The organism is Allobosea sp. 01N443 (genome assembly GCF_056399325.1).
The window spans coordinates 1-15,705 of sequence record NZ_JBFTRC010000131.1 but is presented as its reverse complement, the minus strand read 5'-3'; the positions used below and the strand labels follow the sequence as shown (position 1 = coordinate 15,705).

14 protein-coding genes are annotated in these 15,705 nt (G+C 65.0%); 10 read left to right on the top strand and 4 right to left on the bottom strand.

Annotation, left to right across the window (positions count from 1 at the left end; all coding sequences use genetic code 11):
- Positions 1-182: 182 nt before the first annotated feature.
- Entirely contained in the window at positions 183-443 is a 261-nt protein-coding gene (locus tag AC1DRP_RS25345; protein ID WP_441491035.1) for a hypothetical protein, read from the bottom strand.
- A gap of 114 nt (positions 444-557) precedes the next feature.
- Here AC1DRP_RS25345 and AC1DRP_RS25340 point away from each other — a divergent pair, with 114 nt between their 5' ends.
- On the top strand, positions 558-986 hold the full coding sequence (locus AC1DRP_RS25340) for a hypothetical protein (RefSeq protein ID WP_476769882.1): 429 nt from the start codon (positions 558-560) through the stop codon (positions 984-986).
- 37 nt (positions 987-1,023) lie between these two features.
- Here AC1DRP_RS25340 and AC1DRP_RS25335 read toward each other — a convergent pair whose 3' ends face one another.
- Positions 1,024-2,925, bottom strand: a complete 1,902-nt coding sequence (locus tag AC1DRP_RS25335) for a hybrid sensor histidine kinase/response regulator (protein ID WP_441507733.1) — start codon at positions 2,923-2,925, stop codon at positions 1,024-1,026.
- 202 nt (positions 2,926-3,127) lie between these two features.
- Here AC1DRP_RS25335 and AC1DRP_RS25330 point away from each other — a divergent pair, with 202 nt between their 5' ends.
- The 9 genes from AC1DRP_RS25330 (at position 3,128) to AC1DRP_RS25290 (ending at position 13,224) form a co-directional block, all read left to right on the top strand.
- The gene (locus AC1DRP_RS25330) at positions 3,128-3,553 is read left to right on the top strand and encodes a lipocalin-like domain-containing protein (RefSeq protein WP_476769881.1); all 426 of its coding nucleotides are present in this window, start codon (positions 3,128-3,130) and stop codon (positions 3,551-3,553) included.
- Positions 3,554-3,621: 68 nt separating this feature from the next.
- Positions 3,622-4,536 carry a LysR family transcriptional regulator gene (locus tag AC1DRP_RS25325; RefSeq protein WP_441491039.1) on the top strand — a complete coding sequence of 305 codons (915 nt, stop codon included), beginning with the start codon at positions 3,622-3,624 and terminating at the stop codon, positions 4,534-4,536.
- Between the two features lie 230 nt (positions 4,537-4,766).
- Positions 4,767-5,255, top strand: coding sequence for an NAD(P)H-dependent oxidoreductase subunit E (locus AC1DRP_RS25320; protein WP_441491040.1), 489 nt, complete (start codon positions 4,767-4,769; stop codon positions 5,253-5,255).
- Complete coding sequence (locus tag AC1DRP_RS25315; RefSeq protein ID WP_476769880.1) at positions 5,252-6,838, top strand: formate dehydrogenase beta subunit; 1,587 nt, start codon at positions 5,252-5,254, stop codon at positions 6,836-6,838. The genes AC1DRP_RS25320 and AC1DRP_RS25315 overlap by 4 nt, the downstream gene beginning before the upstream one ends.
- 10 nt (positions 6,839-6,848) lie before the next feature.
- Positions 6,849-9,728 carry a formate dehydrogenase subunit alpha gene (gene fdhF, locus AC1DRP_RS25310; RefSeq protein ID WP_476769879.1) on the top strand — a complete coding sequence of 960 codons (2,880 nt, stop codon included), beginning with the start codon at positions 6,849-6,851 and terminating at the stop codon, positions 9,726-9,728.
- Positions 9,715-10,557: a formate dehydrogenase accessory sulfurtransferase FdhD gene (gene fdhD / locus AC1DRP_RS25305; protein WP_441507730.1), complete on the top strand. Its 843-nt coding sequence runs from the start codon at positions 9,715-9,717 to the stop codon at positions 10,555-10,557. Before fdhF ends, fdhD begins: the two co-directional genes overlap by 14 nt.
- Complete coding sequence (locus AC1DRP_RS25300) at positions 10,554-10,829, top strand: formate dehydrogenase subunit delta (RefSeq protein WP_441507729.1); 276 nt, start codon at positions 10,554-10,556, stop codon at positions 10,827-10,829. Before fdhD ends, AC1DRP_RS25300 begins: the two co-directional genes overlap by 4 nt.
- Positions 10,830-10,939: 110 nt before the next feature.
- Positions 10,940-12,598 (top strand): OFA family MFS transporter, encoded by a 1,659-nt coding sequence (locus AC1DRP_RS25295; protein WP_476769878.1) that lies wholly within the window; start codon positions 10,940-10,942, stop codon positions 12,596-12,598.
- 239 nt (positions 12,599-12,837) lie between these two features.
- Positions 12,838-13,224, top strand: a complete 387-nt coding sequence (locus AC1DRP_RS25290) for an ArsR/SmtB family transcription factor (protein ID WP_441507727.1) — start codon at positions 12,838-12,840, stop codon at positions 13,222-13,224.
- A gap of 32 nt (positions 13,225-13,256) precedes the next feature.
- Here the strand turns inward: AC1DRP_RS25290 and AC1DRP_RS25285 are convergent, their stop codons facing one another.
- Both AC1DRP_RS25285 and AC1DRP_RS25280 read right to left on the bottom strand, forming a co-directional pair.
- Positions 13,257-13,802 (bottom strand): carboxymuconolactone decarboxylase family protein, encoded by a 546-nt coding sequence (locus AC1DRP_RS25285; RefSeq protein WP_476769877.1) that lies wholly within the window; start codon positions 13,800-13,802, stop codon positions 13,257-13,259.
- 115 nt (positions 13,803-13,917) lie between these two features.
- Positions 13,918-15,243: an aspartate aminotransferase family protein gene (locus tag AC1DRP_RS25280; protein WP_441508205.1), complete on the bottom strand. Its 1,326-nt coding sequence runs from the start codon at positions 15,241-15,243 to the stop codon at positions 13,918-13,920.
- Positions 15,244-15,705 lie beyond the last annotated feature (462 nt).

The window sequence follows — 15,705 nt, the reverse complement described above, 5'->3', positions numbered from 1 at the left end:
GAGCAGAGTGGAAGGAAAAACGGGGAGATAGACACGCCGGCAGTCCGCCGGGGAGACGAAGGATTTCGACACCGACAATCGACTGGCGACACTCAACTGCGATGCCCCCCGTCAGGTTCCATCGGTCCGAAAAGATTCTGCGCCTCACGATGCCGTCCGTGCGCAGGCACGAAGAGGCGCCCTCATTCTGATCCGGCCTGGGCCTCGCCTTCGCCGTCCCCGCCATTCATCACGCCGTAGGAGCTGGATTTTGCGCCCGGCACGAGCGTGTAACCGACGGCCTCCAGCCCTCGCCTGAGCAGCTCCCGCACGGCCGCGGCACGCGTCGGCATGCGATTATTGAACCGGAAGTCATCGATCACCCGCAGCTCGTCCTCGTCGAGCATGACCTGAAGTCGCTCGCCGCGGCTGAGGCTTGTTCCCTTGATCGTTGTCTCGCTCATTGTCCGACCCTGCGCTGCCCGGATCACTCAATCGACGCAAAAGCATCACTCTCATCAGAATGCGCCACTTACTCATTTGTTCCCATTGCGCCATCGGCTCGAAATGAGCAGGCGGTGCGCACGCCTCGCTATAAGCCACTGCACCAATTGGTTTTTTATCGTATCGACGGGCGAGGCGCGGTACTCTTGAGAAAATTATCTCAGGGACCGCGCCGAAGTTTCGCCCGTCCCGGAACAGGAGCAGCGATGCCAGTTGCAGGAAAAATCGTGCTCAAGAGCGGAGCACAGCTTCCGCTGGAATACCGCATGGTGACCCAGCCGGACGGCCTCCTGTCCGGTGAGCTGATCGGCGATCTGGATGCCTGGGATCCGTTGGTCTTTGCCGACCGCCTGAGACTGGTCTGCAATGACGGGCGATCAGTCGAGGTGCTGATCACGCATGTGACGGACAAGGGCGCGCTTTTCATCGCCGCGCTGGAAGTTGCCGCCACGAACTCCGATTGCCAGGATGTGGCAACCACGACGGCAGCACTCGCTGGCTAGTATTGGGCCGCGGCGCAGTCGGATCTGCGTGCCGAATTCAGCTTGTTGCCGCGTCGACGGCACGCTGGAGATCGACCTGCCAGAACGGCTTTGAGAGCCGGGGCAGTTTCTGTCCCTGCTCGGTTGGCAGCTCCGCATAGCCGGTTGCCAGGATGATCGGCAGGTCCGGCCATTTCGCCCTGATGATTTCGGCGAGCTGGGCGCCCGTCATCCGGGGCATCGCGTGGTCGGTGATGACGAGATCGATCTTTGCGCCGCCGTCGAGCACCTCGAGCGCCTCCCTGGCCGAGGCCGCCTCGATCACGCTGTGTCCAAGATCCTCGAGCAAGGCCGCCGTGTTCATCAGGATGAGTGCGTCGTCATCGACGGCGAGCACCCGCAATGAGCGCTGGGGCTTGTCATCCGCCGGATACGATCGGGCATCGGGCGAGACCTCCTGCGTCGGCAATCGCTCTGCGACGGGAAGCCAGATTTCGGCCGTCGTCCCCTCTCCGGACCGGCTCTTGAGGACGAATCCCCCCCCGGACTGTTCGGCCATGCCATGGACCATGGAGAGCCCGAGCCCGGTGCCCTTGCCGACCCCCTTGGTCGTGAAGAACGGCTCGGTCGCGCGTGCCAACGTCTGCTCGTCCATTCCCTCTCCGACATCGCTCACCGACAGGCAGAGATAGCGCCCTGGCGCCAGGTTCGAGCGCCCGGCCGCCGCAATATCCTCAGCGCGCGCCGCAATGATGATCGTCCCGCCACCTGGCATGGCGTCCCGCGCATTCATGGTCAGGTTCAGCAGCGCCAGTTCGAGCTGATGCGGATCGACGCGCGCCGCATCCAGCGCCAGCGGAAACCGCGTTTCAATACTGACGAGCGGACCGAGCGAGCGCTGGAGCAACTCCGACATGCCCGAGACCAGCTTCGGCAGGTCGACCGTCGTGGGAGAAAGTTCCTGGCGGCGCGCGAAGGACAGCATGCGCTGTGTCAGGGAAATGCCCCGGCGCGCGCCCTCGATCGCGTTATCGGCGAGAGCGGCGACCTTCTCGCTCGAGGCCTGTTTGCGGATGAGCTCCAGGCTGCCGAGGATGGCGGCCAGCAGATTATTGAAGTCATGCGCAACGCCGCCGGTGAGCTGGCCGATGGCCTCGGTCTTCTGGCTTTGAAGCAGCGATTGCCGCGCCTCCTCCAGCGCCTGCTCATGGCGTCGCCGTTCGGTCATGTCCCGGGTGACCTTGGCGAAGCCGATGACCTCGCCATTGTCCCCCTTAATCGCATCGATGACCACGCTTGCCCAGAACGGCGTTCCGTCCTTCCGGAGGCGCCAACCCTCCTTCTCGAACTTGCCCTCGCGGATGGCCGTGTCGAGCGCGCGCTGGGGCTCGCCCCTCTCGCGATCCTCGGCCGTATAGAAACGGGAGAAATGCTGCCCGATGATCTCGTCTGGCGCATAGCCCTTGATCCGCTCGGCACCCTGATTCCAGTTGCTGACGATGCCGTCGCGATTGAGCATATAGATGGCGTAGTCGGTGACGCCCTGCACCAGGAGCCGGAAGCGCTCCTCGCTTCGACGCAGGGCATTTTCGGCTTCTCTCCGCTCGGACAGATCGCGCGTGATCTTGGCGAAGCCGAGGAGTTCGCCGTCCGTTCCATAGATCGCATCGATGACGACGCTGGCCCAGAAGGTCGTGCCGTCCTTGCGGACGCGCCAGCCCTCGCTTTCGAAGCGGCCCTCGCGCGCCGCCGTGCCCAGCGCGAACGCGGGCAGTCCCCTCGCGCGATCGGCATCGGTGTAGAAACGCGAGAAATTGGTGCCAAGCACCTCCAGCGCCGTGTAGCCCTTGAAGCGTTCGGCCCCGCGGTTCCAGCTGCCGATCGTGCCTGCCGGGTCGAGCATGTAGATCGCATAATCCGTGACGGCCTCGACCAGGATGCGATAACGCTCATCGCCCATTGCAGATTGTTCGGCCTTACCCATAGCGTCCCCGCGCATCACACCGGAACAGGGAACGTCGGCGAGTGGACATTGTTCCGTCGCCGGAATGAAAAAGCATCGAGCGCCCCGTCGCAGCGCAGCACGCCTAAGCCCCATTTGCTTTATCGAATGCCCCGAGCAAGATGGCTACCAACTCGCGAAAGCGTCGTTGGAGACTGGCATGGCCGACGCCGAAGCTCTGCTGGGCACCTGGAAAATGATCTCCTGGACGCGCGAGGCTGTCGCGACCGGGGTCGTGACCGACGCCATGGGGTCTGATCCGGTCGGCTACATTTCCTATCAGCCCGACGGTCGAATGATGGCGCTCGTGCTTGACCGGAACAGGGAGAAGCCCGTCGGGTCTGCGCCATCGCCCGAGGAAAAGATCGGTCTGTTCGATTCGATGCTTGCCTATGCGGMGGCCTATACGCTGGAGGACGACAAGGTCACCCACCATGTCGACGCTGCCTGGAACCCGACCTGGCAGATCGACCTGATCCGGCCCTACACCCTGGCCGGGGACAGACTCGTGATCAGCGGAGCGCCCGGCCACGATCCCGCAACCGGCGAAGCGGTGATCTACCGCATGGAGTTCCGGAAGGTCTGAGCGCTTTCGCGGGCAGATCGGCACATTTTCAGATTGAACCGAACGACCGCCGCGCTAGCCTAGCTGCAATGATCATTCGTCAGCTTGTCTACCTGGACGCCCTTGCCCGCGAGAAGCATTTTCGACGCGCAGCCGAGGCCTGCCACGTCTCCCAACCCACCCTGTCCACCGCCATCGGCCAGCTGGAGGAGGAACTCGGCGTGCTCATCGTCGAGCGGGGGCGCCGGTTTCAGGGATTGACCAAGGAGGGCGAGGTCGTCCTCGCCCATGCCCGCCGCATCCTGGCGGAGGCCGACCTGCTGAAGGAATCGATCGCCGAGCTCAGGCAGGGCGTGAGCGGCCGTATCCGGCTCGGCGCCATTCCGACAGCCCTGCCGATGATCGCCCATATCACCGCGCCGTTCTCGGAGCGCTACCCGGCGGTCTCCCTGACCGTGCTGTCGCTGACCTCGGCCGAGATCCAGAGCCGAATCGACAATTTCGAGCTCGATGTCGGCCTGACCTATCTCGACAATGAACCTCTCGACCGCGTGATCTCGAAGCCGATCTACCTGGAATCCTATGTGCTGCTGACGCGCGAGGATGGCGAGATCGCGCGGCAGGACACCATCACCTGGGCGGAAGCCGCGGAGCTCAAGCTTTGCCTGCTGACCTCCGACATGCAGAACCGACGGATCATCGACGGCATCTTTCGCTCCGTCGGACATTCGCCTCGGCCGGCAATCGAAACCAACTCGATCTTCAACCTGTGCTCTCATGCCGGGATCCAGGGCGTCTCGAGCATCGTCTCGCTGCAGCTGCTCGAGTTCTTCGGGGTACCGCTCGGAACCAAGGCCCTGCCGCTCGTGGAGCCGGACGCCAAGCGCACCATCGGGCTGATCGTGGCGGACCGCCAGCCCTTCGCGCCCTTGGCGCGAAACCTGCTGATGATGTCGCGCCCGATCAGCGAGGCCGGCCTGCCTCGCCTGCCCATCGTGAGATAGCTGAGTTCTATCTAAGACGGCAGATCCAGCTCCTCCCGGAGGGAACTATAATCGTTTGGCCGCGTTCTATGGATTGGCACGCAAGGAGATGCGGCAAGCATCCCGGGAACGCTGCTTTTTGATAGCTAGAAACTATCACGTAGTTGGAACAAACGATTTGAAATCGTTCCAGCCTTGGCCACCCTGACCACAAGCATGACGGCCGGTTCAACGGCCCGCTTGGAGGAAATATGGCTGAGTTTCCGGCATGGGACCGGGACGAAGCACGTCGAATCGTCGGCGGGCTCGTTCATTTGGAAGGCGCAACCCTGCCCATCCTGCACGCGCTGCAGGAGGAGTTCGGCTATATCGACGCCGAGGCCGTTCCGCTGATCTCGGAAGCGTTGAATCTGTCGCGGGCCGAGGTTCATGGCACGATCAGCTTCTATCACGACTTCCGGTCCGAGCCGCCGCCGCGCCGCGTCGTCAAGCTGTGCCGGGCCGAGGCCTGCCAGGCGCTCGGCTGCGAAGACCTCGTCGCGCATCTTGCCCAGGCGGGCGGCATCGCGGTCGATCACGCGTCTCCCGACAGCCCCGTCGCGGTCGAGACCGTCTATTGCCTCGGCAATTGCGCACTCGGGCCCTCGGCCCTGGTGGATGGCGAACTGATCGGGCGCGTCGACGCAGCGCGCCTGCTTGCGCTTTGCGAGACGCAGCCCGGCTCGAGGGGGCAGCGATGAGCCAGGAGTTCACCAACAGCCCGCCCCCCGGCATCCGCGTCTTCGTGCCGATCGATGCGGCCGCCCTGTCGGTCGGCGCCGAAGCGGTCGCGCAGGCGATCCTGCGAGAAGCCGCGGAGCGCGGCATCGAGATCGAACTCGTCCGCAATGGTTCGCGCGGCCTGCTCTGGCTGGAACCGATGGTCGAGGTTGAAACCAGCGAGGGCCGCGTCGCCTATGGCCCGGTCACCGCGGCAGGGGTAGCCGGCCTGTTCGATGCAGGCTTCATGCATGGCGATGCGCATACGCTGCGGCTTGGCCCGGTCGCCGAACTCGACTGGATGAAGCGCCAGCAACGCCTGACCTTCGAGCGTGTCGGCGTCACCGATCCGCTCTCCCTGCCGGAATATCGCGCCCATGGCGGCCTGGCCGGATTGCAGTCGGCGCTCGCGCTTCAGCCGGCCGAGATCGTCGAGACGGTTCGCGCGTCGGGCCTGCGCGGCCGGGGCGGCGCCGGGTTCCCGACCGGGATCAAATGGAAGACCGTCCAGGACGCCAGGGCCGATCAGAAATATATCGTCTGCAATGCCGATGAGGGCGATTCCGGCACATTTGCCGATCGCATGCTCATCGAGGGCGACCCCTTCCTCCTGATCGAGGGCATGGTGATCGCGGCAATCGCCGTCGGCGCGACGCGTGGCTACATCTATCTGCGCTCGGAATATCCGCATGCCTATCGCACACTCTGCCGCGCCATTCTGAAGGCGGAGCATGCCGGCCTGCTCGGCGACTCGGTCCTCGGTTCCGGACATGCTTTCCACCTCGAGGCCCGGCTCGGGGCCGGCGCCTATATCTGCGGCGAGGAGACGTCGCTGCTCGAAAGCCTGGAAGGAAAGCGGGCGATCGTCCGGGCCAAGCCGCCCCTGCCTGCGCTGCAAGGCCTGTTCGGCAAGCCGACGATCGTCAACAACGTGCTGTCCTTCGCGGCCGTGCCCTGGATCCTGGCCCATGGCGCCCAGGCCTATGCTGATTTCGGCATGGGTCGCTCGCGCGGCACGCTGCCGGTGCAACTCGGCGGCAATGTCAGACGTGGCGGGCTGATCGAACTCGCCTTCGGCATCTCGCTGCGGGAGATCATCGAGGGCTTTGGTGGCGGCACACTGAGCGGCCGGCCGATCCGCGCCGTCCAGGTTGGCGGTCCGCTCGGCGCCTATCTGACTGCGAGCCAACTCGACACGCCGATGGATTACGAGGCGCTGGCGRCCAGCCGGGCGATGCTTGGCCATGGCGGCATCGTCGTGTTCGACGACACGGTCGACATGGCCAAGCAGGCGCGCTTCGCCTTCGCGTTCTGCGCCAAGGAAAGCTGCGGCAAGTGCACGCCCTGCCGCATTGGCGCGACGCGCGGCGTCGAGGTGATGGACCGCATCATCGCAGGCCACGAGCGCCCGAAGAACATCGCCGTGCTGCGCGATCTTTCGCGCCTGATGACCGACGCCTCGCTCTGCGCGATGGGCGGCCTGACCCCCATGCCGGTGCTGAGCGCGCTGAACCATTTTTCCGAGGATTTCGACCGGCCACCGCTGCCGATGGCCGCCGAATGAGGAGCATCTGATGAGCCTGATCAAGGAGATCGATTTCGGGACGCCGATCCGCGTGGCGGAGAAGCTGGTCACGCTGACGGTCGACGGGCAGAGCGTCACGGTGCCGGCCGGCACCTCCGTCATGGCGGCGGCAATGAGCCTCGGCACCAAGATCCCGAAGCTCTGCGCCACCGATACGCTCGAACCCTTCGGCTCGTGCCGGCTCTGCCTCGTCGAGATCGAGGGGCGGCGCGGCACTCCGGCCTCCTGCACCACACCGGCCGAGGACGGCATGGTGGTCAGGACGCAGAGCGAGCAACTCTCGACGCTGCGCAAGGGCGTGATGGAGCTCTACATCTCCGATCATCCGCTGGACTGCCTGACCTGTTCGGCCAATGGCGACTGCGAATTGCAGGACATGGCCGGCGCCGTCGGCCTGCGCGAGGTGCGCTATGGCTATGAGGGTGAGAACCACGTCTTCGCGAAGCAGGACGGCGCGGCCAACGCGCTGTTCCTCGGCAAGGACGCTTCGAACCCCTATTTCACCTATGACCCGTCGAAATGCATCGTCTGCAACCGCTGCGTCCGCGCCTGCGAAGAGGTGCAGGGCACATTCGCACTGACGATCACCGGACGCGGCTTCGAGTCGCGCGTCGCGGCCGGCCCAACCGACTTCCTCGGCTCCGAATGCGTCTCCTGCGGCGCCTGCGTCCAGGCCTGCCCGACCGCGACCCTGATGGAAAACTCCGTCATCGCGATGGGCCAGCCGGAGCATTCCAAGGTCACGACCTGCGCCTATTGCGGCGTCGGCTGCTCGTTCAAGGCCGAGATGCAGGGCGACCGCGTCGTGCGGATGGTTCCCTACAAGGACGGCAAGGCGAACGAGGGACATTCCTGCGTCAAGGGCCGCTTCGCCTGGGGCTATGCGAACCACAAGGACCGCATCACCCAGCCGATGATCCGCGAGAAGATCACCGATCCCTGGCGCGAGGTGTCCTGGAAGGAGGCGATCGGCTACGCGGCGTCCGAGTTCAAGCGGATTCAGGCCAGCTACGGGCGGGAATCGGTTGGTGCGATCACCTCGTCCCGCTGCACCAATGAAGAGGTCTTCCTCGTCCAGAAGCTGGTGCGCGCCGCGTTCCGCAACAACAATGTCGATACCTGCGCCCGCGTCTGCCACTCGCCGACCGGCTACGGTCTGAAGACGACATTTGGCACCTCCGCCGGTACCCAGGACTTCAAGTCGGTGGCCAAGGCGGATGTCATCATCGTCATCGGTGCAAACCCGACCGACGGTCACCCGGTTTTCGCCTCGCGGATGAAGAAGCGCCTGCGCGAGGGCGCCAAGCTGATCGTCGCCGATCCGCGCCGGATCGACCTCGTGAAGTCGCCGCACATCAAGGCCGAGCATCACCTCCAGCTCAGGCCCGGCACCAATGTCGCGCTGATCAATGCGATTGCCCATGTCGTGGTCACCGAGGGGCTGATCGACGAGGATTATGTCCGCGAGCGCTGCGACCTCACCGATTTCGAGATCTGGGCCCGCTTCATCGCCGAAGAGCGCAACTCGCCCGAGGCGAGCGAGGAATTCACCGGCGTGCCGGCGACCGAGGTCCGCGCCGCCGCGCGCCTCTTCGCGACCGGCGGCAATGGTGCGATCTATTACGGGCTCGGCGTCACCGAGCACAGCCAGGGCTCGACCACCGTCATGGCGATGGCGAACCTCGCGATGGCCACCGGCAATATCGGCCGCGAGGGCGTCGGCATCAATCCGCTGCGCGGCCAGAACAATGTCCAGGGCTCCTGCGACATGGGGTCGTTCCCGCATGAGTTCTCCGGCTATCGCCATGTCTCCGACGATGCGACCCGCCAGATCTTCGAGATGATGTGGGGCGTGCCGCTCGAGACCGAGCCGGGCCTGCGCATTCCCAACATGCTCGACGAGGCGGTCGGGGGCACGTTCAAGGGGCTCTATGTCCAGGGCGAGGACATTGCGCAGTCCGATCCCAACACCCAGCACGTCACGGCGGGTCTCGCTGCGATGGAATGCGTCGTCATCCAGGATCTCTTCCTGAATGAGACGGCGAAATACGCCCATGTCTTCCTGCCGGGCTCGTCCTTCCTGGAGAAGGACGGCACCTTCACCAATGCCGAACGCCGGATCAACCGCGTCCGCCAGGTCATGGCGCCGCTCTCGGGCAAGTCGGAATGGCAGGTCACGATCGATCTCGCCAATGCGCTCGGCTATGACATGGCCTACGCCCATCCCAGCGAGATCATGGACGAGATCGCGCGACTGACGCCAAGCTTCGCCGGGGTGAGCTATGACAAGCTCGACAAGCAAGGCTCGGTGCAATGGCCCTRCAACGAGAAAGCCCCGAACGGCACGCCACTGATGCATGTCGACCGCTTCGTGCGCGGCAAGGGCAAGTTCATGATCACGGAATACGTGCCGACGCAGGAGCGCACCGGCCCGCGCTTCCCACTGATCCTGACGACCGGCCGCATTCTCTCGCAGTACAATGTCGGGGCTCAGACGCGCCGGACCGAGAATTCGATCTGGCACGATGAGGATGTGCTCGAAATTCACCCATTCGACGCGGAGAACCGCGGCATCCAGACGGGCGATCTGATCTCGCTTGCCAGCCGCTCGGGCGATATCGCATTGCGGGCCGAGGTCTMGGAACGCATGCAACCGGGCGTGGTCTACACGACCTTCCACCATGCCTCGACCGGCGCCAACGTCATCACCACCGATTATTCGGACTGGGCGACGAACTGCCCGGAATACAAGGTCACGGCCGTCGAGGTTCGGCGCACCAATTACTATTCGCAATGGCAGGAGCGGAACCGGGAGGAAGACGTTTCGCTCAGGCTGATCGCGGGCAGGTTGCCGGATGCCGCAGAATAGTTCGCCCGCCCAGTCCCCGGCCTCCTGCGCCGTCCAGGTCGAACCGCTGCGGTTCGACTCAGGCCCGCAGCCGTTCGCGATCGCCGAGGTCCCGGTCGAGACGCCGGTGAACGTCGTCTATGGCACCCTGCCCTATGCGGTGATGATGGCGAGCCCGGCCGACCTGGAGGATTTCGTCGTCGGCTTCAGCCTGACCGAAGGCATCATCACCGGGGTTGAGGAGATCCGCGAGATCCGGGTCACGCCGCGGGAAGACGGCATCGTGGTCTCGGTCGATCTGGCGCCCGGCCGTTTCCGCGAGCATCTGGCCCGGCGTCGCAATCTCTCGGGCCGCACATCCTGCGGCTTGTGCGGCGTCGAAACCCTGGCCGAGCTGCCGGTCGCGGAGCGGCTGTCCCGCAGCCGCTCCGCGGTGACGCCTGCCGCCATCCGGGCTTCGCTCGCCGCATTGGAAGGCCACCAGCCCCTGCATCGCCTGACGCGCGCCGTCCATGCCGCGGCCTGGTGCGACGGCGAGGGCAAGATCCTGGCTGCACGCGAGGATGTCGGCCGTCACAATGCGCTGGACAAGCTGATCGGCGCCCGGCTTCGTGCCGGCCATGGCACCGATGACGGCTTCGTCCTCGTCACCAGTCGCGCCTCATTCGAGATGGTCGAGAAGGCCGCGATCTTCGGAGCCGGAACGCTGGTTTCGGTTTCGGCCCCGACATCCCTGGCGATCGAGCGGGCCAAGCGCCTCGGCCTCACCCTGGTCAGCATCGCGCGCAGCGATGCTGCCATGCTTTTCACTGGCACGCTCGCGCATGAGCGGGAGGCCCACACGTCATGAGCACGATAGGCAATACGCCCTCCTCGCATGCCGAAGCGGTGCTGGCAGGCAAAGGCGCCAAGCTCGCGCACATGGGCGGCCAGATCGCCGAGTTCTTCCAATCCTACCCGGACGAGCAGGCCGTGCCCGCGATCGCCGACCATATCAACCAGTTCTGGAGCCGGCGCATGCGCGACGACTTCATCGCAGCCTTCGCTGCAAACCCGTCCGGATTGCCACCGCTGCTGCGCAAGGCGCTGCCCAAGATTAAGGGCGCGCCCGCCGGACGCTGACATCTCTGCTGTTCACGGAATGCCACCGGCCCTTCGAGGGAAGGCCGGTGTCGGAAGAAGCCGGTGCGGAAACCGGCCAGGACGCCAAACGCTCGGGGAGAATGACTGGGATGARCATCGCACAAGATCTGGGGCAAGTCGCACCGTCGCCCGGCCTGCTGGACCGGGAGCGGATCATCGCGACTGCGGGGTTCAATCGCTGGCTGGTGCCGCCTGCGGCGCTCTGCATCCATCTATGCATCGGCATGGCCTATGGTTTCAGCGTGTTCTGGCTGCCGCTCAGCCAAGCGATCGGCATCACCAAGCCCGTCGCCTGCGCGGCGGATGTCGGGCTGATCGGCTCGCTGTTCACGACGAGCTGCGACTGGAAGGTCGCCGATCTCGGCTGGATGTACACGCTGTTCTTCGTGCTGCTCGGCTCTTCGGCAGCGATCTGGGGTGGCTGGCTCGAACGCTCGGGCCCGCGCAAGGCTGCCTTCGTCTCGGCGCTGTGCTGGTGTGGCGGACTGCTGATCTCGGCCCTTGGCGTCTACACCCACCAGCTCTGGCTGATGTGGCTGGGCTCGGGCGTGATCGGCGGCATCGGACTTGGCCTTGGCTACATCTCTCCGGTTTCGACGCTGGTGAAGTGGTTCCCGGACCGGCGCGGCATGGCGACCGGCATGGCGATCATGGGTTTCGGCGGCGGCGCGATGATCGGCTCGCCTCTGGCTGACATCCTGATGAACTATTTCAAGACGCCGACCTCCGTCGGTGTCTGGCAAACCTTCGTCGTGATGGCCGTGATCTACTTCGCCTTCATGATGGCAGGTGCCTTCGGCTACCGCATTCCGCCCGCCGGCTGGCGCCCGGAAGGCTGGACGCCGCCGGCAACGCAGAACGCGATGATCACGTCCGGCCATGTCCATCTCAAGGACGCGCACAAGACGCGGCAATTCTGGCTGATCTGGGCGGTGCTCTGTCTCAACGTCTCCGCGGGCATCGGGGTGCTCGGCATGGCGTCACCCATGCTGCAGGAGATTTTCGCGGGATCGCTGATCGGCAAGCCCGAGATCGGCTTTGCCGCGCTCGATGCCGAGCAGAAGAAGCAGATCGCGACGATCGCCGCGGCCTTTGTCGGCCTGCTCTCGCTGTTCAACATCGTCGGCCGCTTCTTCTGGGCCTCGCTGTCGGACAAGCTCGGGCGCAAGCTGACCTATGCCACCTTCTTCGGCCTCGGCATGCTGCTCTACGGGCTCTCGCCCTGGGCGGCGCATGCCGGCTCGCTGGCGCTGTTCGTCGGCTTCTTCTGTATCATCCTGTCGATGTATGGCGGCGGCTTCGCGACGGTTCCGGCCTATCTCGCCGACATGTTCGGAACCCAGTTCGTCGGCGCGATCCACGGGCGCCTGCTGACGGCCTGGTCGACGGCCGGCATCGTCGGCCCGGTGGTCGTGAACTACATCCGCGAGGCGCAGATCAATGCGGGCGTGCCCCGTGCGCAGGTCTATGACCGGACGATGTATATTCTGGCCGGCATGCTGGTGCTGGGCTTTATCTGCAACCTGCTCGTGCGCCCCGTTGCGACGAAATGGTTCATGAAGGACGCGGAAGTCGCCGCCCTCCAGGCCAAGTCGGCCAATGCCAGCGCCAGCCTGCATTACGGCTCCTTCGGCATCGGTAAGGGCGGGCTCGACGGCACGGCGCTGCTCGCCTGGGCCGTCGTCGGCATCCCGATTGCCTGGGGTGTCTGGATCACCCTGTCCAAGTCGCTGGCGCTGTTCCGGTAACCGACAGGATTCGGACGTGACCGTCGAGGCCTGCGGCATGCCGCGGGCCTCGATCCGTTTGGGGCGTGCCGGCCAAGGAGACAGCTCTCCGCCCTCCCCGTTATTCAGACGGAAATACAATGCGATGTCTTGGCTTCTTCGTTAGAGTCATGAAGTAACGGTTGCGCGCAAATCGTCCTTCCCAGCGATGGCCTGGAAGAGTTGCGTGGACAACGACCTGCCCGGTCGGTTATATTCCAATGGATATAGCGAACTTCCTGATCGCGCGACCATTGGGTGCCATGCCGGACGACAGAGCGACCTCCCTCCCGGAACCAGCCGCGACGCTGGAAGCCAGGGCCTTGCAGGCCAGCGAGCTGTTCAAGGTCCTGGCTCACAAGAACCGGCTGAAGCTGCTCTATCTGCTTGCAGAGCAGGAACGCTCGGTCGCGGAACTCGAAACCGCCCTGTCCCTGAGCCAGGCCATGGTCTCCCAGCAGCTGACCCGCCTGCGGCTTCAAAGGATCGTGTCGACGCGCCGCGTCGGCCGGCGGATCTTCTACCGCCTGAACGACCGCGGCGTCGGCGCCGTGATCGCGGCCACCCTCGATGCGACGGCTGCGCATTGGACGAAAGCTCACGCCTGATCGAGGCGCGCGCAAAGGCCGGTCTAGTCCTGCTACGCGCCGGACAAGGGCCGTTCCGCCATTTMCGTTGCGACCGGCCCGTCGATCGGCGTGTCGTAGGTCATCAGGATATAGCCGAGCACGGAATAGAATCCGACGGTCGCGATCAGGTCGAAGACCGCCTTGCGCCCGAATGCCTCCGCAAGCTCGGCCTCGAGTTCGGCCGGCAGGCGGCGCTGATCGAAGAGCGCGTCGACAGCGCGGGCGACCAGCCCGTCCTCGCCCTCCGGCATCCCGCGCATCGCGGCGATACGCGCATCGCTCATCCCCAAAACCCGGGACCGGCTGACATGATGGGCCCATTCATAGGGCGAGCCCATCCGGTGCGCGGCGCGCAGGATAACCAGCTCCGAACGCACGGCGCCGAGCGCGCTGTCCCTCACCACATGCTGGCGTAGCGCAGCCCAGGCCTTCAGCAGCTCCGGATGATGGGCCATCGTCCGGTAGACATTGAGCGCGCCGGCAAAACCGGTTCGCATCTCGGCAATCTGGTCCGGCCAGCCGGCGTCAGTGATCGGTGGGCAAGGAGAGTTCGTCATTGTCAATCTCGTTGAAGGCAGCGCCGGAGGATGCCGGTTCTGAAAATCACTGGCCCGAAAAAGTTCCGGTTTTTGGGACCGATGCAAACACGGAAAGGCTGAAGCATCGGGCCAGTCAGCTGCGCACCGCTGCCTCGATCGCCGCGCCGATCCGCTCGACGATAAGGTCGATCTCGTCAGGCTGGATGATATAGGGCGGTGCAAGCAGCACATGGTCGCCGAGCCGCCCGTCCACTGTGCCACCCATCGGATAGCTCATCAGGCCGCGCGCCATCGCCTCCTTCTTGATCCGGGCATGCAGATTCAGGGCCGGATCGAAGGGGGCCTTGGTTTCCTTGTCCGCAACGATCTCGATGCCGCGGAACAGACCGCGCCCGCGGATGTCGCCGACATGGGCGTGCTGGCCGAGCCGTGCGTCGAGCCCAGCCTGCAGGCGCTCGCCCATCAGGCGGACGTGTCCCATCATTTCCGGCTGCGAGATGATCTCGACGACCTTGTTCGCCGCCGCCGCCGCGAGCGGGTGGCAGATATAGGTATGACCATGCTGGAACAGCCCTGAGCCCTGGGCGAAGGCGTCATAGATCCGCTGCGACAGCAGCACGGCGCCGATCGGCTGATAGCCACCCCCCAGCCCCTTGGCGATGGTGGCGAGGTCGGGCGAGATGCCGTCCTGCTCGCAGGCGAACATCGTGCCGGTGCGGCCCATGCCGCACATCACCTCGTCGAGGATCAGCAGCACGCCGTATTTGTCGCAGACGCGGCGCACCCTCGCGAAATAGTCCGCGACCGGCCCGACAGCTCCCAGCGTTGCGCCGACCACCGGCTCAGCTACGAAGGCGATCACCTCTTCGGCGCCGAGTTCGAGGATCTTCGCCTCCAGTTCGTCGGCGAGCCGTTCGGCATAGGCTTCGGACGTCTCGCCTGGCCTAAGGTCACGATAGGCATAGCAGGGCGAGACATGGTGGCTCTGTGGCAGGATCGGCTGGAACTGCGCCCGCCGCCAGGCATTGCCGCCGGCCGCGAGCGCGCCGAGCGTATTGCCGTGATAGCTCTGCCGGCGGGCGATGAAATGGCGGCGCTGCGGCTGGCCGATTTCGACGAAATATTGCCGCGCCATCTTGAGCGCCGCTTCGACCGCCTCCGAACCGCCCGAGACGAGATAGACGTAGTCCAGCCCTGCTGGCGCCAGGTCGATCAGGCGCTCCGCAAGCTCTTCCGCGACATCGGTGGTGAAGAAGGAGGTGTGGGCATAGCTGATGCGGTCCATCTGGGCGCGCATCGCCGCAAGCACCTCCGGGTGGCCATGGCCGAGGCAGGAGACGGCGGCCCCACCGGAACCGTCGATATAGCTGCGCCCCTCGGCATCCGTGATCGTGATGCCCTGCCCCGCAACCGCTCGCGGTAGCCGCCCATTCAGGGAGCGATGAAGAATCCTGGTCATCCTGGCTTCCGGGTTAGCGTGGCCCCGCCGCCCTCACCGCGGCCTGCAATTCATGGCACAGGGCAGCAATCGGCGCACGTCGCCAGACACCGGTGCCAACAGAGTATCCTGYGGCGCGACGCGCCATACTCTTGTTGAGCACCGAGTCCTGAAGGTCTCTCTGTATGTATTGCGAAAGAGGGGCCTCGCGCCCGCGCTGCTGGCGATATCAGGGTGCTCTTGGCGGCATCCCCGGCGCATCTGCGCCCGCATTTTCCCTCTTCCGGGCGAGCACCTGTTCCGCATCGGCGCCCGGCCGTATTCATGACCGGCGCACCAACGGCAGGTCATAGCTGACGTTACGTAGGCGTCCCTTGAAAGCACAAAGGAAGTGCTTTATATCCTCGGCATGGTTTCGCGCTATCAGTCGACCATGAGCTACGTCCTGGACCCCTCGCCGGACGACATGCGCGCGATCCGCGC